Origin of the sequence: Wolbachia endosymbiont of Leptopilina clavipes, assembly GCF_006334525.1 — a bacterium.
Classification (GTDB): Bacteria; Pseudomonadota; Alphaproteobacteria; order Rickettsiales; family Anaplasmataceae; genus Wolbachia.
This window is the reverse complement of the sequence record NZ_QJHA01000009.1, coordinates 1-18,636: the sequence shown is the minus strand read 5'-3', so window position 1 is coordinate 18,636 and position 18,636 is coordinate 1. Positions and strand designations below refer to the sequence as shown.

The window sequence follows — 18,636 nt, the reverse complement described above, 5'->3', positions numbered from 1 at the left end:
GAGCTTTGGTTCGAGAATGATCAATATTTTCTACCCCTAAATATAGCTGGTAAGCGTGATTTTCAGGTCTGCCACAATACTCTGTACCACGATCCGTCAAAACACGTAGCAATGATACTTTCTGTTCATCAAAGAACGGTACTACCCTATCATTAAGAAGATCTGCAGCTGTGATAGCAGTCCTTTCTGTGTAAAGCTTAGCAAAAGCAACTCTGGAATAGGTATCAACAAAGGTTTGCTGGTAAATTCGTCCAATACCTTTGATATTACCAACATAATAACTGTCTTGGCTACCTAAGTATCCTGGATGCTCTGTTTCAATTTCTCCATGGGCCTCTTTTTCTTCCTTAGCCTTTTCTAGAGCTGTTATCTGTTCTTCTGTTAAAATGATACCATCCTGAGCTACTTTTGCTTCTAATGCCTTTAACCTCTTTTTAAAATTTTCAAGATCGTTTCTTTGCCACACTGATCTTATTCCACTTGCAGAGATGAGAATTCCTCTCTTTTTCAGTTCGTTTGCTGCTCTTTCTTGTCCGTATGCTGGAAACTCTATTGCTATTTCAACTACTGCTTTTTCTATATCCTCCGACACTCTATTTGCATACAATGGCTTGCTTTTGCTTATCTCGTGTAAAGCCTCTTCTCCTCCTGTTTCATACAGTTCTTTGAAGCGGTAAATGTATCCCTTGAATATCCCATTACTTTACACGCCTGTGATACATTTCCTAATTGCTTTGCAAGTTCTAGCAATCCCAACTTTGGTTTTAGTATTTTTTCTTGTGTTGTATTCATATCTGACACTCCTTTAAAACTTGTCTATATTTTTATCTTACTTTGTTTGCTTGTCAGATCAAGTCTAGACTATTACAAATTAAAATCACCCTTGAAAGCTTGCAAAATAGGTTAAGAAGAAAGACTAAATTTAAAGACATTGATTTGCAAAGTAAATGCGAAGGGAACAATTCATTAGGAGATTTACTTTTAAAACTTGCATATGAAAATGACTACCTACGTGTTAGGGAATTTTTCCTTAAAAATGGATTCAAGCTTCCTGAACAAGAACAAGTAACCGCTGATGAAAACAAGGAAAAGGAAGAGCAAAATACACCTAATGTAGAAGAAGATAGAGCAGAACTTAGCAACAAAAATGAAGATGATCAATTTTCTATGTCATACAATAAGATAAGGAAATTGTAACTAATAATTCTAATATAACTGCTGAGGAGTTTAGTAATGAGCTTAAAAAAGAGAAAATAGATATAAAAATAACAAACCAAGATGGTTGGACCTTGCTTTATTATGCTGTCCGTTCAGAAGGACCTTATATTACCGAAGATCGTAGTATATTTTTAAAGACTGTTGAGTTACTCACAAATTTAAATATCGGAATCGATTTTAAAGATACTGCTTCCAAAACTGTGTTGGGTACAGCTGCAATAAATAAACAAACTGATATTATAAAGATACTTTTGGATAGTGGCAAATTTAATGAAGAAGAAAAATTTAACGCTCTGCGTCTTGCTATTATCCAAGGTAATGTTCAAGAAGTTGAAGCATTTTTAAGTTATGTAAATGATAAAAGCAGACAAGCAGCTTTAGAGTTGGCTATGAATAATACACAAGAAGAAATTACTCAGGTGCTTTTAAACTTTATTACACCAGAAACACCTAATGTAAAAGAAAATAGAGCAAAACCTTGCAGCAGTAATGGAAACGTTGGTAATAGATCTGTAGCAACAGCGCCTCCAGTTAGTACTAATGGTAATAATAACAAAAATGAAGCACCTGTATCAACAAGGACTGGCCCAACTGTCACACCAAATAATGATAAGAAAGCTAACGGCTTTGTAGAGGCTCAATTTTCTCCACCACATGAAAAAGAAACTCAATACAAAAAAAGTAAGGAGAGTTTTTACACCTCATTAAGAAGTGATGTTGTTGGAGTTGTTATTGCAGGATTGTTTGTTGCTGCTGCTGTGACGGTTCCATCTTTAGCTGGTGCATTAGTTTGCAGTGTCCTAGCTATTTTAGTTGTAATGGTAACTGGATTACATGTAAAAAATTTTACACTTCCAAGTTACAGCGAAATGAGAGAAAATAAGGTTGAACCTGTAAATTCAAGTTTGAGAAACCATGCAATCTAGCTCCTAGAATCACTTTTCAAACCAATTATAATTTCTTGATTGTTAAACCACTTTATCAAAATTAAGTGGGACTAGTGCGATTCGAACGCACGGCCTTCGGATTAGGAATCCAACGCTCTATCCTACTGAGCTATAGTCCCATGTCTTCTGCTATTTATGCAAAATTATAGCAAAAAGTCTCGCATTTTTCTAGGCACCCTGTACAATTAATTCACAATAATAAAAAATATTTCTGTATTTCTTGAATGTAATACTGTTATATTTAATAATACGATTCCAATTGAAAGATTAATGCTAGTTAACAATATTAGTTACTCTTATAGTAATCAAGATGGCTTTGCTTTAAGCAACATCAACATTCAAGTGAAGAAAGGAAGTGTTGCCTGTTTACTAGGTCATTCTGGCTGTGGCAAGTCAACAATTCTAAAATTAATCGCAGGAATAGAAAATCCAAAATCTGGAACCATTGTTATAAATGATAAATTAGTTGCAAGTAACAAAGTGTCAATTGCTATAGAGCGTAGAAATATCGGATTGATTTTTCAGCATTCTGCATTATTTCCTCATAAAACAGTAATAGAAAATATAACTTTTGCTATTTGCAGTACTTCTAAGAAAGAAAAATACCTTACTGCATTGGAAATCTTAAAGCTATTTAATATAGAAAAATATGAAAACATGTACCCTCATGCTTTATCAGGAGGACAGCAACAATTAGTTGCAATAGCAAGAGTAATGGCGCAAAATCCTGATGTTGTTTTGCTCGATGAACCATTTTCTAATTTAGATATACTGCTCAAATATCGAATAAGGCACCATATATTGTCACTTTTTAGAAGCAAAAATATTCCTGTACTCATGGTAACTCATGATCCGCAAGAAGCGTTGAAAGTTGCAGATTTTATTTACGTGATGAAAAATGGTAAAATTATTCAATCAGGAGTTCCTAGCTACATATACCACAGACCTAAAGATGATACGTTAGCAAAATTTTTTAGTGAGCTTCCTTTTACTCTACAGCTAAACTAAACTTAATGTTAGGCTAAAACTATTATAAGATAATTAAAAACTCTTGATTTATAACTTAATAAAAGTGATATAATTTATGTATCACTTGGCTTCAGTCAAGTTTTAATACCTAAAAGTTAATATTTTCAACGGAGGTACAAATGAGTTTAGGTCCATGGCAGCTGTTTCTAGTCTTAATAATAATCTTAGTTCTGTTTGGTGCAGGTAGGTTACCACAAGTTATGGGTGATTTAGGCAAAGGCATTAAAAACCTTAAACAAGAACTTAAGGATTCAGAGAAACTATCATCTAATGAACCAGATCGTTAGCTTCCTTATGTTTCGTGACACGCACTAAAGTGCGTGTCATTTGTTTAAACAAGGCTAAAGAATTGAAGAGGTATGATTGAAGTACAGTAATAATTATGTTAGTTAGAATGTTATTAAAGGTTAATTGTGGAAAAAAGTGTGAAATTGACTGAAGATAAAAAATTGGCCTCTGATATTCTAAAAGAGGTTGCAGATACTAATAATAACGATAATGATAAAGTAACATTATTTGATATTAAAATAGCTTTACATGAGCGTGGTTTTGGTATTTTAATAATCATCTTCTCTTTACCGCTATCAGTACCTATACCTGTTCCACCTGGCTATACAACCATTCTTTCTATACCTTTAATCTTATTTTCACTGCAGCTTCTATTTGGGTTTGATTCTCCTTGGATGCCTAATTGGCTAGAAAGGAAATCTTTTCAACGTTCAACACTAGCTCTCGTGGTAGAGAAAACTTCACCTACATTAAAAAAAATAGAAAAGTTCATGAAACCAAGAATGTCTTTTATTTTTCGTGGTCCTGGTGAAAATATTTTAGCATTTATAATGCTGCTTTGTGCATTATCGATAGCAATCCCACTTCCTTTAACTAACTTCATTCCTGCAATTGGTACAACTCTCATTTCACTGGGTATCATGAGCAAAGATGGATTTCTCTCTATAATGGGAGTATTAGTATCATTGTGTGGGTTATTACTTACTCTTGTCGTAATAGTTAAAGGACCACAGCTTATATTTGGAGCATTTTCTTTTCTAAAAAGCTTTGTATATGGTTAAGCTTTACAACACTTTAATAAAAAAAAAAGAGCCCTTTACACCGATCGATAAAGATCATATAAAAATGTACGTTTGTGGGCCAACAGTATATGATACAGCACATATAGGTAATGCACGTTCTATTGTTGTTTACGATGTATTATTTCGACTGCTTAAATTTTGTTATGGAAAAGTTACTTATGTGCGTAATATAACCGACATCGATGACAAGATAATCAATGCAGCAAATGAGAAAAATAGTAATATAGAAAGCATTAGCAAATATTACACTAAAACTTTTCATGAAGACATGGAAAGCATAAATTGTGCAGAACCAACATATGAACCAAAAGCAACGGAAAACATAGATAACATTATCAAGTTAATTGAGTCTTTGCTGCAAGCTGGTCATGCTTATGAATCCAATAAACATGTATATTTTAGTGTAGAATCTTACCCTGAATACGGCGTTTTATCAGGAAAAAAAATTGATGAATTAAACTACGGTAGTAGAGTTGAAGTTGGTGAAAATAAAAAACACCCAGGAGACTTCGTACTTTGGAAACCTGCAAACGAAACTGACTATAAACTTTCAAGTCACTGGAATAGTCCATGGGGGGAGGGAAGACCAGGGTGGCATATAGAATGTTCAGCAATGTCATATGCTTACCTTGGCAAAGATTTTGACATTCACGGTGGGGGTATAGACTTGCAATTTCCTCATCATGAGAATGAAATTGCACAGAGTAAATCTGCATTTGCTGAGTCAACGTTTGCAAAATATTGGGTACACAACGGGTTTCTTACGGTAAATGAAGAGAAAATGAGCAAATCCTTATTTAATATAGTCAAAGTAAGGGATTTGTTAGATAGTGGAATAAAGGGTGAAGTAATACGTTATGCGCTGCTTAAAACTCACTACAGAAAACCACTTGATTGGACAGAAAATGTTATCTCTGAGTCGCAAGAAACTTTAAACAAGTTTTATCGGTTATTACGTAGTACATGTATTGAGAAAAGTGATGCAGAAGTCTCTAAAGATTTTATAGAGGCTTTGAAAAACGATTTAAACATTCCTGAAGCTGTAGCCATATTGCATGAAATGGCTACAGAAATCAATAAGACAAGTAATGAATGTGAGAGGCTCAAATTAACTAAGAAGTTTGTTAAAAGCGCAAGGTTCATTGGTATTCTTGAGTCAAGTTATCAAGAGTGGTTTGCAAGTGGTGTGAGTCATCAAGAAATAGAAAGGTTGATAGACTTAAGAAAAGTAGCAAAACAAAATAAAGATTATGATACTGCAGACAAAATAAGAGAGCAATTGAAACAAATGGGGGTTACAATTTCTGACAACGAAGATGGTACAACAACTTGGTATGGAAAATTATCTCCTATTGTTTATAGATAGCCTAGTATCATCGCTTATCTTACCCATACATCAAGGTTTTGTACTTTACACTATGTTATGCTTTAGGTCAAACTACGATCAACTACTTATATTACTTTTTGGAGTATTAGGATCCAGTCTTGGTGGAATAGCTAACTGGTATTTAGGTAGAATAACAATTTTTATCAGAAGATCACATCACAAATTAGAGAATGAAGACAAAACACCAAAAATTGTAAGGCACCTACTGATTTGTGCAGTTGCATTGCTTTCGTGGGTACCAGCACTTGGAAGTGTGACTCAGATTTTATCCGGTTACTTCAAGTTAAACCTTTATATTCTTGTTCCCTTAATTATTTTATCTAACTTCCTCTGTTTGTTGTATCTAACGTTTACCATCTAACTAAACATCAATAAACAACTTTTCTTCTGGTCATATTGAGCTAAATTTCTTCTTCAAACTACCTTTTAAAATGCTTTTATTAGTTTTTGTCATAATACGATCAAATACTCCTAATAACCTCTTAAGTAAGCTTGGGGTTAGCGAAGAGATAGGATTAACAGATACGTTGTTGTTTTTATCATCACCATTTGCTTTGTAGTCTATTGAAATAATCCCCCTACTCTTCCCACCAGTCAGAAGTTTTCCGATTATAGGGATTTTCAACAAAGATTTGTTAATTGAGTATGCCGGTATTACTTCTCCTTCAACCTGGAATTTATAACCCTTAATATCGAGCGTACCACTAGTGCTAATGCCTAGTTCCGCTCCTTCAAGCCAAGATTCTCCAATTTTAACAGTGCCATCTTTATATGAAAAATGTGCATTACACTTATAAAAATGTACACCTTCGTTCTTTATAGCATTTACAATACCAGGCAGTGAAGACATTGATAATAAAGTGGTAAGCAGTGGAGCATCTTTGATATAGAAATTGCTGATAGATAACATACCATAATGTTCTCCATTTTCTCTCTTAGAAGATAGATAAAGAGATAATTTGCCATTTTTAACTGATTTACCAATACCTAAAGAACGCAAAAGCATACCTGAATTATCCGAATATATTTCAAGCCCTATTTCACTATGTTCTACTAGTATATTACTGTTATCTTCTAAAAACTGTCCTGTGAATTGACTTCCACTACAATCACCTTTAGCACAAGTTACATTTAGCTTAGCATCTTTTATGATAATTCCTTCTTTCATAATTATATTATCAACATTCATAGTAACTTCTATTTTGTTATTTAATCGATTACTATCTTTGCCAAGTAAACCTAACACATCACTTAAGTTGATTTTCTCACCGTGAATAGTTATGGCATTTTTCTCCTTACCTGATTCAATTTCTATACTAAAATTATTATCAGGTAATTTAAAGTTGCTAGAATTTAAATATAGATTTCCATTTTCTACTCTTCCGCTAAATTTTATGTCTAGATCATTTCCTACAACGTCTAGTTTGTCTATTAGCAACTCACCTACTCCTTTTAGCCTTGTAGAAAATAAAACTTCATTGTGATCTTCAAAATGGTTTTTCCACCCTAAGTAGCTTGAACGCAACTCGAGCTCTGATAAATCTATATTACCATTAACGTACCCTGTTTTGTCTTGATACATTACTGACTCTATATTTGCATTGATATAACCATCACCGAAACTAAGTATTTGAGCAGGTAAATCTCCAGTCAAACTCCAGGCAAAATTTTCATTTTTATTGCTACTTTTGAGGTCAAATAGAAGCTGTGTATTATTCACCATACCACTACCATTTAAATCTATAAAGTCACTCCCAAAATCGAGCTTAATATCATACTTACCAAAACTTCCATTATACACCACCAAATTATCAATTTCAGAATGAAATTTGGCCGAAAAATCTACTTTTTTATCACTAGAGTTTAGATTAAAAATGCGAAAATTGAATACAGACTTTGCTATTCCACCTACTTTATCTCTTTCAAGTTTTACCACATCATCCAGCTTAAATCTTATAGGCTCATATAACCCATAAGCATCACTTACAGCCTGACAATTAATGGTAAGAACAGAATCTTCTTTATTGAGAGAGTTCATTTCAATATGACCACTATTGATAGTAAAATTCTGAAACTTAGCTCTATTTACAATAATTTTGAGATTGTTATCCTTGAGAGTTAACTCACCGTTCAACTTCTCCACTCGTTCAAAATCCTCATCAAATTGAACGCTGCCATTTTCTATATCAGCAACAATTACAATACCTGACAGATCATCATTTATTAAACTATCGATTTTACCGTTAAAACTTATAATTGTATTTATAATATTCCCATCAATATTATTACAATACCACTTTCTAAATTCATTGTTCACTAGACCATCTGGTACATAAGTACATAAATCTTTTGCAACAAGTTTACTAATATTAACTCTAAGCAAAGCATGATTTGTGCCAAAGTTCATTTTGCCAATCAAAGAAAGGTAAGTATCATTTAACTTAAAATGAAAGTTTTTTACGCTAATGATTTCATCACTATATGTCAAATTTACATTTACATTAGTCAAGGCTAAGTTTTTACCTGAGTGACTCTCTGTATTTAACACGTATATGTTTCCATCCATAACTTCATCCTTTCCATTAATTCTCATTGAGAAGTTCCCTTTGAACCCTATTTCTTTGTCCAAATTGTAACTTTTAACTAGTGTGGAAAACTCGTTAAATAGCCCCAACTTTAGGTTATAAAATGTTCCATACAAATTTAACAAATTATTGCGATTTTTTATCATAATAGATAAATCATCTAGAATCCCCTTTTTATCTTTTGTATGAACACGAATATCCAAAACATTAAAATTTTCCTCCTTTCCTACATATAGTTTATCAATGAAGAATTCACCTTCCGTGCTTTTATTGACAGCAATGTTAGTAATTTCAATCCTTGAGTCTGCATTTAAGTAGAAAAAAATTTTTCTTATTGTCTTCAGCAGATTTTTTGTACTACTCATCTTATCTGTCATTACAGATGTTGTTATTCCTCTGGTCTCTTCCTTCTTGATATATATGTGTACATTACCAGCTAAAACCTGAGAGAACTTTTTGGAACTTAACTTAAAGTGTACGAAAAGCTCAGGAACTTCTATGGTAAAGTCAGGATTTGTTATTTTTAAATCTGTAATGACTAGCTTGCCATCTTTCTGCCAAATAACCGAGGTACTCTCCATGCTGACATCCGAATTGGTAAATATCTTTAATATTTTTTTCTTTATATAAAAATTAATATAACTAATATTGATTTCTAAAGGACCTTCCCCTTTAAAAGGGATAAAGAAGCAGAATATAAATAATAAAATTATAGAAAATGATAGAGCTATTTTTTTAAGCATCGATTATTGCTTTTCTTGCTAAGCTGTCGGCTTCTTCATTGTATTTATCACCATTATGCGCTTTCACCCACTTCCAGTTAATCTCATGTTGCAAAGCAACATCGTCTAATTCTTTCCATAATTCTATATTTTTTACTGACTTCTTATTACTTGTCTTCCAGCCGTTCATTTTCCACTTATTTATCCATTCTGTTATACCGTATTTAATATAGAGGCTATCCGTATACAAACTGATATTACAAGGAAATTTTAATACCTTCAGTCCATTGATCACTGCTGTTAACTCCATTTTATTATTTGTAGTATTTTCTTCTCTACCACAGATGTTCTTTCTATGATTTTGAAATAATATGATTGCTGCCCACCCTCCTGTCCCTGGGTTACCAGAGCATGCTCCATCTGTGTATATTGTCACTTCCTTTTTCTTCATCTTTAACTGTAGTGAATTAATAAAGTATATCGTTGCTTCTATAAAATCACAATTTTTATAGATATAGAGGCAATTTAAGCCGCACCTTTAAATTTTATTATGGAAACAAAAAAAAGTGCTACAACGAGCATTATTAGAAGAGAAAGTAAAAGATAGTTTTTATGTTCTTTCATGGTTAAAACAAATCAATAGAGCAGTAAATAACGCTGGCAAACAGAGAAAATAGATAAGAAATCGAATAAGAAAACATTTTTTTCTGCGAGCTATGACTCTTAAGCCTTATAACGGATGCAGCAAACCAAATAAAAACACACCCTTCAATAATTGCCATACTGAGGTAAAATAGAGCCTTTTTCAAAAATAGTGCTGGAAGTAAGCTAGTTAATACGAGTAACACGCTATAGATTAATATATATTTCCTCGTTTTTTCTGGACCATAAACGATATTGAACATTGGAATCGATGCTTTTGTATAATCTTCAGATCTATTTAAGGATAGAGCCCAAAAATGTGGTGGAGTCCACATAAAAATTATTAAAAATAGAATACAACTTTCCCAGCTTACAGAGTCAGTTACAACCGCCCAGCCAATCATTGGAGGAAAAGCACCTGCTGCACCACCAATAACAATATTCTGCGGAGTACGCCTTTTGAGCCAAATTGTATACACAAAAACATAAAATAATATGCTAATTGCAAGCAAAGCAGCAGAAACATAGTTCACTGCTATTGCCATGATAAATACTGACAATATTCCAAGAGTTATGCCAAATTCAAGCGCGCTTTCTGCAGAAACTCTACCTGAAAGTATAGGGCGGTTTTTTGTTCTCTCCATAAGCAAGTCTATATCTCTGTCATACCACATATTTATTGCACCTGCAGATCCTGAACCAAGAGCAATGCACATAAGAGATATTAGTGCAAGGAAAGGATGAATGCTACCTGGTGCAGCAACCATTCCAGCAATTGCAGTAAACACTACAAGGTACATTATCCTTGGCTTCAGCAAATGCCAAAAATCCAGTATTGTTGATTCAACATTTAGCAAAACACTTGTGTACATTCTATTTTATCACTGGTGGTTTTTCAAAAGTATGAAAAGGCGGTGGTGAAGATACCGTCCATTCTAAAGTGTCACCTTCCCAAGGATTATCTCCAGTTTTTTTGCCCCACTTAAAGAGATGTATAACTATAAATACAAAAAACATAACTGAAAGAAAGGACATATATGAGCCAATTGAGGATATATAATTCCAAGGGATAAACGCGTCGGGATAATCAGGTATACGCCTTGGCATACCTGCTAATCCCAGGAAATGCTGGGGTAAGAAAGTGACATTGGTGCTAATAAAAGTGAGCCAAAAGTGTATCTTTCCTAAACACTCGTTATATTGCTTACCTGACATTTTGCCTATCCAATAATAAAAACCGGCAAAAGCTCCAAATAATGCAGCAAGCGACATGACATAGTGAAAGTGAGCAACGACATAATAGGTATCGTGCAAAAGCTTATCTATTCCACCGTGAGAAAGAATTATTCCGGTTATACCACCTCCAACAAACATGAAAATAAAACCTAATGCAAACAGCATTGGTGTCTTCAATTCAATCGCTCCACCCCACATAGTTGCAATCCAACTAAAGACTTTTACACCAGTTATAACACCAATGAAAATTGTGCTAGTGCTAAAAAATATAGCAGCATCCTCGCTAAGCCCAACAGTAAACATATGGTGAGCCCAAACCATGAAGCCAAACGTTGCTATTCCTATCATGGCATAAACCATTCCCATATAACCAAATACTGGCCTATGAGAAAAAGTTGACACAATCTGACTGATGATACCAAATGCAGGAAAAATAATTATGTAAACTTCTGGATGACCAAAAAACCAAAACAGATGTTGAAATAACACAGGATCACCACCACCAGCAGGATCAAAAAAGGAGGTACCTATATTACGATCAGTGAGCAACATAGTTATAGCACCAGCAAGTACCGGTAAGGCAACAATTAACATAAATGACGTGAGTAAAATAGACCAAACAAATAGTGGTATCTTAGTTAGTGACATACCTTTTGCACGCATATTGAATATGGTAACTATAAAGTTGATCGCCCCAACAATTGATGACATACCAGCAATATGAAGTGCAAGTATAGCAAGATCAACTCCTGCACTTGGGTGGGACATAATTTGCGACAAAGGTGGGTATAAAGTCCATCCCGTTCCAGGACCTTCGCCAGCAAATACCGAGAGGATAAGCAAAATAAAAGATGAAACTAACAACCAAAAACTTAAATTATTCATACGAGGAAATGCCATATCTGGTGCACCAATCATGAGAGGTACGAACCAATTACCAAATCCTCCCATTAAGGCTGGCATTATCATAAAAAACACCATTATTACCGCATGCCCTGTAATCATTACGTTATATAGCTGGTAATTATTGTTAAGTATATTAATGTGCATTAGCTGAGTACGAATAATTACCGATAATAATCCACCAATAATTCCAGCTAATATGGAAAAAATAATGTATAGTGTCCCTATATCTTTGTGATTAGTAGAAAACAGCCAACGTCTTATACCTTTTGGTACATCACTCATATCTATACTCCAAACTTAACTTACTAATTTTTTATCTTCAATCCACTTATTAAAATCTTCTTTACTCACTGCTTCAACAACAATTGGCATAAATCCATGACCTTGACCACATAGTTCATAACATTGCCCATAATAAATACCGGGCTTTGTAACGTTAAACCATGCTTCATTCAGCCTACCTGGTATTGCATCAATTTTTATACCAAAACCCGGTATTCCCCAGCTATGTATTACATCTCCTGCTGTCACTTGTAAACGAATATTAGTATTGATAGGTAAAATAACGTTATTATCAACAGAGAATAGTTTTAAATCTCTTTCGGTAAAGTCTTCTTTTCCTTTTATATAGCTGTCAAATGAAATACCTTGATATTCTGGGTACTGGTAACTCCAATACCATTGATGACCAATAACTTTTAGTGTTATGTCAGCTTTTGGCACTTTCTCCTGTAGTTTAATTAATTCAGCATTTTTAAAAGCCAATACCCCAACAATAATCGTTGGTATAACAAACCAGGTAATTTCTACAAAGATATTATGAGTTATTTTACTGACATTTTTCACTTTGCCCTTACGAAAGCGAAATACTACATAAGCAAGCAGGGCCCATACAAAAAGCATAATTGCAATCATTACACTCATCACAAACGAATGTGACTTAACTACAGCCTCCATTATCTCAGTTGCAGGCGCAGGAAATCCAAATTGCCAAGAAGTAGGAGCAGAAGCAATTGATATGTTTGAGTAAAACATTATCAATAATGCAAATAACTTCACCATATTTTTTGCTGTAAAACTAACTGTATAATAATATATATACACTTACTATGCAAACAGAGATTATAGAATGTACACAAGTGTTTTGCTAAATATTGAATCAAAAGTAAATGATGATTAATGTTTTTTTAGCATTTAATAAATATACCAATACTAACTTGAGGAAAAAGCATTTACATGAATCTATTTTAAGTTAAGTATTTACTTTAAGGAAGTTCTATAATAAGTTTAATAGTGTCTGTTATTGCTAATAACCCTCTAGCCTCACACCTAAAAGCAGTAACAGACACTATTAAACTTTAGGTAAGTTTGCCTATTTATAATTCATTAAGGTAAAAATCTTACTAATTCCTTTAATTCTATTATACAGCTGAGTTTACTAATTAACCTTTAATGTTTACGTTAGCATTTGCATCTTAAATCAAAGATTTACATATTATAGAAAATAATTATAAAATAATACACTACTTGTGTGTAAATTTTTTTGCATATCAAACTCTGTAAACAAATTTTTTAGAAAAGCAAAATAAATTATCTCTCTATGAAAGATCTATCGAATGTTGCAATTATAGGTGTAAACAAGAACGATAAAAGAGTGCGGGATTGAGTAACTATATATACTTCTGCTGGCATACCAGGATATAGGTATACGTTTTTAAATTGAGCAAGTTCTGATTTTGGTATCACCACTCGCACTGAATAATAACGCCCCATCCTTGGATCATCAAGAGCATCAGGGGAAATATGGTTTACTATACCGTTAATTAAACTTAAGCGACGTGCACTATAAGCGCTCAGCCTTACTTTAACTTTTAGCCCTTCTAGTCCGTCGATAGAGACTATATTGCTATCTTTCTTTTTTGCTGACAGTATCTCTTCTATGTTTCTGGTTAGAACTTTAGCATCTATTATTAGATCATCATCTGATGGTACTATACTCATGATTGGAACTCCAGATTGTATAACACCACCTTCAGTGTGGTATCTTATATCTGTAACTATACCATCTTGAGGTGATTTAATTATTGTACGTGCTAACGAATCTTCAGCAACCATCAGCCTCTCTTTTAAGTCTGCAATAGATGTATTGACTTCCTTAAGCTCAGCATTTGCTCTTTCTTGAGCATCATTCTTCACATTTATAATCTCTAACTCATTTTCTCCAATCTTTTGCTGTACTTGAGATATTGTAGAACGGTAATGTCCAACTCTACCCTCAATTTCAGCAAACTGTTTTTCTAAAGCTAAAATGTGTGGTTTGCTTATATGGCCACTATCAAGTAATTGTCTTTTTGTTTCTAACTCCTCAGTTATCAAGTCATATTGCTTATGGGCTGCATTTAGTTGAAAATTTAGCCCTGCTAATTCATCATTTAACTGCTTTATACGTTGTTGCAGTATGTCAGTTTTTCCTAATATACTCTTTCTCTGAGAGTTGAACAACTTTACCTGATTCTTTATCGCTTTATTTACAAGTTCATCGTTAGATAATCTTTTAACCTCATCAGAAAATTCTAGCGTATCTAAGTCTCCCCTAATTGCAATAAGTCTTGCTTCAGTTGCCAAAAGTGATAAGAGTTTTTCTTTAATTATACTCAAATTTGCCTTTTCGTTAACATCACTTAATAAAACTAAAGGCTCATCTTTTTTAACTGTTTGACCTTCTTTTACTAAAATTTTGCTTATTATTCCCCCACCCAAGTGTTGCACTATTTTTCTATTTGAAGAGACAATAACTTCTCCACTTGCATGCACTGCTCCGTCAATTGGAGCTATAGCCGACCAAATACCACCTATTACAAAAAAGATGAATATCACCACTAAACCAAAAAATAGTGGTCCCCATGTGACTTTTAGGACTTCATTTGCGTTATTACTCTCACGTTTAAAAATAAAATTTATCATCGCATCAATCCATGCGAACGTCTTATCCAAAAATTGATATTTCTTCTTTCTATTTCCTGCCCTTTGCATATCTATATCATCACTACCAATCAGGCCTGTCAAAGAAAGTCCAGCACTAAGCTTTTTTAACTTACTCATTATAATACTACTGCGAATTCTTGTTAATCAGGATAACACACAAAAACAAAGAATCTATATCTTAAGTACTCTACTTAGACTATGGAACATCAGAATAAACTATTTAGTAACAATTCTTATACTCTATTGAATGATTCAGCATTAGGCTAGAAAATCAAAAAGGTTTTACAATAACCATAATAACTATAATTATTATTAACACTGTTACTGCTTCGTTTAAAACACGAAAATAAACGTGAGTTTTCTTATTCAAGCCCATTACAAAATTTTTCCTATGCTTTGCAAGTAGGACATGAATAGCAAACATTAAGAATAATGCTAGCGCTTTTACATGAAACCACCCTTCGTGATATGGTTCCCTAATAATCATTAGCATAATTCCAAAACTAAGGGAGAAAAGCATTGCAGGGTTTATGATATATCTAAGGAGTCTCTTCTCCATTATTTGAAGTAAGCTGTCATTTTCTGACCCTGGTTTTACAGATGCATGGTAAACATAAAGCCTTGGCAAATAGAGCATACCTGCCACCCACATAATTACAGAGATAACGTGAAAAGCTTCAAGCCAGTGATAGTAGTCCATATAGATAGTATTATAAAATGTTAAAAATTTCTGGTATGATCTCAATTTAATAAAAGAAAGTCAATATGAAAGCAGAAAATTTCACTAAAGAACAGGTGATTGGATTCTACAGAAAAATGCTTCTCATACGCAGATTTGAGGAAAAAGCAGGACAATTATACGGAATGGGATTAATAGGCGGATTCTGTCACTTATCAATAGGGCAAGAAGCAGTTGCAGTTGGGACTCAAGCTGCATCAAAATCTGGTGATGCTTTTATCACAAGCTATAGAGACCATGGCTTAATGCTTGCATGTAATTCTGATCTGAATGTTGTGATGGCAGAACTAACCGGCAAAGAAACAGGGTGTTCAAAAGGCAAAGGTGGCTCCATGCACATATTTGATGTTGAAAAAAATTTCTTTGGTGGACATGGAATAGTAGGTGCACAAGTCCCAATTGGCACAGGAATAGCATTTGCTAATAAATACAAGAAAAAAGATAACGTTGTATTCACATATTTTGGTGACGGTGCTGCAAATCAAGGACAAATATATGAATCATTTAATATAGCATCTTTGTGGAAGTTACCTGTGGTTTATATCATAGAAAATAACGAATACGCAATGGGAACTTCTGTACAAAGATCAACTTTAGTAACTGAACTATATAAAAGAGGAGAGAGTTTTGGTATTCCTGGAAAACAAGTTGATGGAATGGATTTTTTCTCTGTCTATGAGTTAACAAGCGAAATAGCTGAGCACGTACGTGGGGGAAAAGGACCTCTCTTGCTTGAAATGAAGACATATCGATATCGTGGACATTCAATGTCAGATCCTGCTACTTATCGCTCAAAAGAAGAAGTTGAAGATATGAAGCAAAATCATGATCCTATAAGCACCCTAAAGCAGTATATAACAGACAATAAAATCGCTTCTGATGAAGAATGCAAAGCTATTGATAAGGAAATACGAGATTTAGTAAAAAAGTCAGAAGATTTTGCTAAAAATAGTAAAGAGCCAGGCATTGATGAACTATATACTGATGTTTATAAATTTGTTAGCTAATCAGTTGCCATCAAAATTATGTTTTGGCCTACTATAGATATTTTTTGGCAGCACTTAACTTTATTATATAACAGCCTAGTCAATAGAAACTGTAGTAACTCTTATATTATTGATATACACCGCTCTTGGATCATAGGTTAAATGAGTTTTATTTGACTTTTTGTGCTAGTTTGCAGAATATAAAGTTATTAATTGAATAAAATACATGACAAAAGAAAACTGGGAGACAGTAATTGGACTTGAGGTACACGCTCAGGTTTCTTCTAAGACAAAGCTATTTTCTATTTCACTAACGGAATTTGGCACTGAGCACAATACTCAAGTTTCTCTAGTTGATGCAGCAATGCCAGGTACATTGCCAATATTAAATTATTTCTGCATAGAGCAAGCAATATGTACCGGTCTTGCACTTTCTGCAGAAATTAATAAGTGCTCTTACTTTGATCGTAAAAATTATTTTTATCCCGATTTACCACAAGGTTACCAAATAACCCAGTTCTTTGAGCCAATAGTTAAAAATGGTAAAGTGTTTATCAATAATAATGAAAAAGAAATAAGAATCGCAAGAATTCACTTAGAGCAAGATGCAGGAAAGAGTATTCATGAAGAAAGCAAAACTTACGTAGATTTAAATCGTGCAGGTGTTGCTTTAATGGAAATTGTTTCAGAGCCAGATCTTCGTTCATCTGCAGAAGCTGCAGAATTCATGAAAAAATTGAGGCAGATTTTGCGTTACATCGGTTCATGTGATGGTGATATGGAAAAGGGGTCACTTCGCTGTGATGCAAATGTTTCTGTTCGCCCAAAGGGTAGTAGCACATTTGGCACTCGTTGTGAAATAAAAAACTTAAATTCAATACGTTATATTGTACAAGCTATAGATTATGAAGCACAAAGGCAGATCAAAATTTTGGAAAGCGGAGGAGAAATAAGTCAAGATACCTTATTGTTTGATGTCACTTTAGGAAAAACAAAAGTGATGAGAAGCAAAGAAGATTCAAGTGACTATAGATATTTCCCTGAACCTGATTTGCTACCTGTTGAAATAAGCCAAGACAAAATTGATTCTATTAAATCATCTTTACCCGAGTTGCCAGATCAAAAAAAACTTCGATACATAGAGGAATTAGGTATCAATGAATATGATGCAGACGTTATCACTTCTGATAAAGAAATTGCCGATTATTTTGAAAAATTAGCAAAAAAGCATGATTCAAAGATTGCAGTTACCTGGTTAACCGTCGAGCTTTTCGGTCGTTTAAATAAAACAAATATTGATATTGTTAGCTCTCCAATTAAAGCAGATGCTTTATCCGAACTCCTCGACTTTATCGTCGATGGAACGATCTCTGCTAAACTCGGTAAACAAGTTTTTGATATTATGTTTGAAACTGGAAAGCCTGCATCCCTTATTATAGAAGAGCAGAATCTCAAGCAAATAACTGACACATGTCAAATCTCAGAGGTAATAGATAAAATCATCAATGACAACCAAGATAAAGTTCAAGAATATAAGGGTGGTAAAACAAGATTGTATGGGTTCTTTGTTGGTGAAGTCATGAAATCCACCAAAGGAAAAGCCAGCCCTGATGTCGTAAACTTGGTTTTGAGTGAAAAATTAAAATTGAGTGCCTAGGTGTACGGTCCCAGATCTTTTGCTATTTGCTTGACTTGTTTCTTTACATAGCTTCTAATTTAAATTCTGCTGTCTATTCTCTTTCATTCATAACCTTTTGCAAAACGTTTTTGCTTTCTTCTCTGCTGGTCACTATTGCTTATATAAAGCAAGTATAGCTCTTTTCATAATAGTCCAAAAAGGTCATAAGAAAGAAGAATCGACAGCATGACGAAAAGATTTGAATAAAGGAATGTTTTTCCTGGTTCTGTTTTTTATAGCAAACCAATAATGTTCAATTTTGTTAAAATCTGGAGAATATGGAGGAAGATATAAAATTTCTGCGCCAACTCCTTTAGCAAATCTTATTAGACTTATGAAAAGTAGCATTATCAAGGATAACAGTTTGTCCAGGTTCCAAAATCGGTGTCAGAAACTGCTCAAACCATTTATTAAAGATATCCATATTGCAGTGGTCTTCAAAGGTTAACGGAGCAATTATTTTTCTTCCACTTAAGGCTGCAACC

At 33.7% G+C, this 18,636-nt stretch carries 16 protein-coding genes, 1 tRNA gene and 2 pseudogenes; 9 read left to right on the top strand and 10 right to left on the bottom strand.

Annotated features, from left to right (window positions below; translation table 11 throughout):
• A pseudogene (locus OUY_RS01085) lies at positions 1 to 792 on the bottom strand (helix-turn-helix domain-containing protein); the annotation flags it as partial.
• A gap of 99 nt (positions 793 to 891) precedes the next feature.
• Between OUY_RS01085 and OUY_RS06240 the strand changes: the two are divergent.
• Complete coding sequence (locus tag OUY_RS06240; RefSeq protein ID WP_246038561.1) at positions 892 to 1,197, top strand: hypothetical protein; 306 nt, start codon at positions 892 to 894, stop codon at positions 1,195 to 1,197.
• 92 nt (positions 1,198 to 1,289) lie between these two features.
• Positions 1,290 to 2,144 (top strand): ankyrin repeat domain-containing protein, encoded by an 855-nt coding sequence (locus OUY_RS01080; RefSeq protein WP_246038559.1) that lies wholly within the window; start codon positions 1,290 to 1,292, stop codon positions 2,142 to 2,144.
• A 66-nt stretch (positions 2,145 to 2,210) separates the two neighbouring features.
• Here OUY_RS01080 and OUY_RS01075 read toward each other — a convergent pair.
• Positions 2,211 to 2,284: transfer RNA gene (locus OUY_RS01075), tRNA-Arg, on the bottom strand.
• Between the two features lie 151 nt (positions 2,285 to 2,435).
• Between OUY_RS01075 and OUY_RS01070 the strand changes: the two genes are divergently transcribed.
• The 5 genes from OUY_RS01070 (at position 2,436) to OUY_RS06795 (ending at position 6,033) form a co-directional block, all read left to right on the top strand.
• The gene (locus OUY_RS01070) at positions 2,436 to 3,173 is read left to right on the top strand and encodes an ABC transporter ATP-binding protein (RefSeq protein ID WP_139686468.1); all 738 of its coding nucleotides are present in this window, start codon (positions 2,436 to 2,438) and stop codon (positions 3,171 to 3,173) included.
• 140 nt (positions 3,174 to 3,313) lie between these two features.
• A complete protein-coding gene (tatA, locus tag OUY_RS01065) occupies positions 3,314 to 3,481 on the top strand; it encodes a twin-arginine translocase TatA (RefSeq protein WP_006013840.1) in 168 nt (55 codons plus the stop codon).
• Between the two features lie 126 nt (positions 3,482 to 3,607).
• Complete coding sequence (locus tag OUY_RS01060) at positions 3,608 to 4,264, top strand: exopolysaccharide biosynthesis protein (RefSeq protein WP_139686467.1); 657 nt, start codon at positions 3,608 to 3,610, stop codon at positions 4,262 to 4,264.
• The gene (gene cysS, locus OUY_RS01055; RefSeq protein WP_139686466.1) at positions 4,257 to 5,651 is read left to right on the top strand and encodes a cysteine--tRNA ligase; all 1,395 of its coding nucleotides are present in this window, start codon (positions 4,257 to 4,259) and stop codon (positions 5,649 to 5,651) included. Before OUY_RS01060 ends, cysS begins: the two co-directional genes overlap by 8 nt.
• On the top strand, positions 5,620 to 6,033 hold the full coding sequence (locus tag OUY_RS06795; protein ID WP_012481730.1) for a YqaA family protein: 414 nt from the start codon (positions 5,620 to 5,622) through the stop codon (positions 6,031 to 6,033). Before cysS ends, OUY_RS06795 begins: the two co-directional genes overlap by 32 nt.
• A 30-nt stretch (positions 6,034 to 6,063) precedes the next feature.
• Here the strand turns inward: OUY_RS06795 and OUY_RS01045 are convergent, their stop codons facing one another.
• The 7 genes from OUY_RS01045 to hemJ form a co-directional block, all read right to left on the bottom strand.
• Complete coding sequence (locus tag OUY_RS01045; protein ID WP_139686465.1) at positions 6,064 to 9,000, bottom strand: YhdP family protein; 2,937 nt, start codon at positions 8,998 to 9,000, stop codon at positions 6,064 to 6,066.
• Complete coding sequence (gene rnhA, locus OUY_RS01040) at positions 8,993 to 9,430, bottom strand: ribonuclease HI (RefSeq protein WP_010401349.1); 438 nt, start codon at positions 9,428 to 9,430, stop codon at positions 8,993 to 8,995. The genes OUY_RS01045 and rnhA overlap by 8 nt, the downstream gene beginning before the upstream one ends.
• Before the next feature lie 175 nt (positions 9,431 to 9,605).
• Positions 9,606 to 10,493, bottom strand: a complete 888-nt coding sequence (locus OUY_RS01035; protein WP_139686464.1) for a heme o synthase — start codon at positions 10,491 to 10,493, stop codon at positions 9,606 to 9,608.
• Position 10,494: 1 nt separating this feature from the next.
• Complete coding sequence (ctaD, locus tag OUY_RS01030; RefSeq protein ID WP_139686463.1) at positions 10,495 to 12,045, bottom strand: cytochrome c oxidase subunit I; 1,551 nt, start codon at positions 12,043 to 12,045, stop codon at positions 10,495 to 10,497.
• Positions 12,046 to 12,060: 15 nt separating this feature from the next.
• On the bottom strand, positions 12,061 to 12,825 hold the full coding sequence (gene coxB / locus OUY_RS01025; RefSeq protein ID WP_139686462.1) for a cytochrome c oxidase subunit II: 765 nt from the start codon (positions 12,823 to 12,825) through the stop codon (positions 12,061 to 12,063).
• Positions 12,826 to 13,353: 528 nt separating this feature from the next.
• Entirely contained in the window at positions 13,354 to 14,865 is a 1,512-nt protein-coding gene (locus OUY_RS01020) for an HlyD family type I secretion periplasmic adaptor subunit (RefSeq protein ID WP_139686461.1), read from the bottom strand.
• Between the two features lie 154 nt (positions 14,866 to 15,019).
• Positions 15,020 to 15,448 (bottom strand): protoporphyrinogen oxidase HemJ, encoded by a 429-nt coding sequence (gene hemJ / locus OUY_RS01015; protein WP_029237596.1) that lies wholly within the window; start codon positions 15,446 to 15,448, stop codon positions 15,020 to 15,022.
• 65 nt (positions 15,449 to 15,513) lie between these two features.
• On the opposite strand from hemJ, the gene pdhA reads away from it, so the two are divergent.
• Positions 15,514 to 16,494 (top strand): pyruvate dehydrogenase (acetyl-transferring) E1 component subunit alpha, encoded by a 981-nt coding sequence (gene pdhA / locus OUY_RS01010; RefSeq protein ID WP_139686460.1) that lies wholly within the window; start codon positions 15,514 to 15,516, stop codon positions 16,492 to 16,494.
• 205 nt (positions 16,495 to 16,699) lie between these two features.
• Entirely contained in the window at positions 16,700 to 18,130 is a 1,431-nt protein-coding gene (gatB, locus tag OUY_RS01005; protein ID WP_139686459.1) for an Asp-tRNA(Asn)/Glu-tRNA(Gln) amidotransferase subunit GatB, read from the top strand.
• A gap of 183 nt (positions 18,131 to 18,313) precedes the next feature.
• On the opposite strand, the pseudogene OUY_RS01000 reads toward gatB, so the two are convergent.
• Positions 18,314 to 18,636 (bottom strand): annotated as a pseudogene (locus OUY_RS01000) (transposase); the annotation flags it as partial.

Coding starts and splice junctions, on each gene's coding strand:
- gatB (WP_139686459.1), top strand. CDS start 16,700: ATGACAAAAGAAAACTGGGAGACAGTAATTGGACTTGAGGTACACGCT.
- OUY_RS06795 (WP_012481730.1), top strand. CDS start 5,620: ATGGAAAATTATCTCCTATTGTTTATAGATAGCCTAGTATCATCGCTT.
- hemJ (WP_029237596.1), bottom strand. CDS start 15,448: ATGGACTACTATCACTGGCTTGAAGCTTTTCACGTTATCTCTGTAATT.
- ctaD (WP_139686463.1), bottom strand. CDS start 12,045: ATGAGTGATGTACCAAAAGGTATAAGACGTTGGCTGTTTTCTACTAAT.
- rnhA (WP_010401349.1), bottom strand. CDS start 9,430: ATGAAGAAAAAGGAAGTGACAATATACACAGATGGAGCATGCTCTGGT.
- tatA (WP_006013840.1), top strand. CDS start 3,314: ATGAGTTTAGGTCCATGGCAGCTGTTTCTAGTCTTAATAATAATCTTA.
- OUY_RS01020 (WP_139686461.1), bottom strand. CDS start 14,865: ATGAGTAAGTTAAAAAAGCTTAGTGCTGGACTTTCTTTGACAGGCCTG.
- OUY_RS01070 (WP_139686468.1), top strand. CDS start 2,436: ATGCTAGTTAACAATATTAGTTACTCTTATAGTAATCAAGATGGCTTT.
- cysS (WP_139686466.1), top strand. CDS start 4,257: ATGGTTAAGCTTTACAACACTTTAATAAAAAAAAAAGAGCCCTTTACA.
- OUY_RS01045 (WP_139686465.1), bottom strand. CDS start 9,000: ATGCTTAAAAAAATAGCTCTATCATTTTCTATAATTTTATTATTTATA.
- pdhA (WP_139686460.1), top strand. CDS start 15,514: ATGAAAGCAGAAAATTTCACTAAAGAACAGGTGATTGGATTCTACAGA.
- OUY_RS01035 (WP_139686464.1), bottom strand. CDS start 10,493: ATGTACACAAGTGTTTTGCTAAATGTTGAATCAACAATACTGGATTTT.
- coxB (WP_139686462.1), bottom strand. CDS start 12,825: ATGGTGAAGTTATTTGCATTATTGATAATGTTTTACTCAAACATATCA.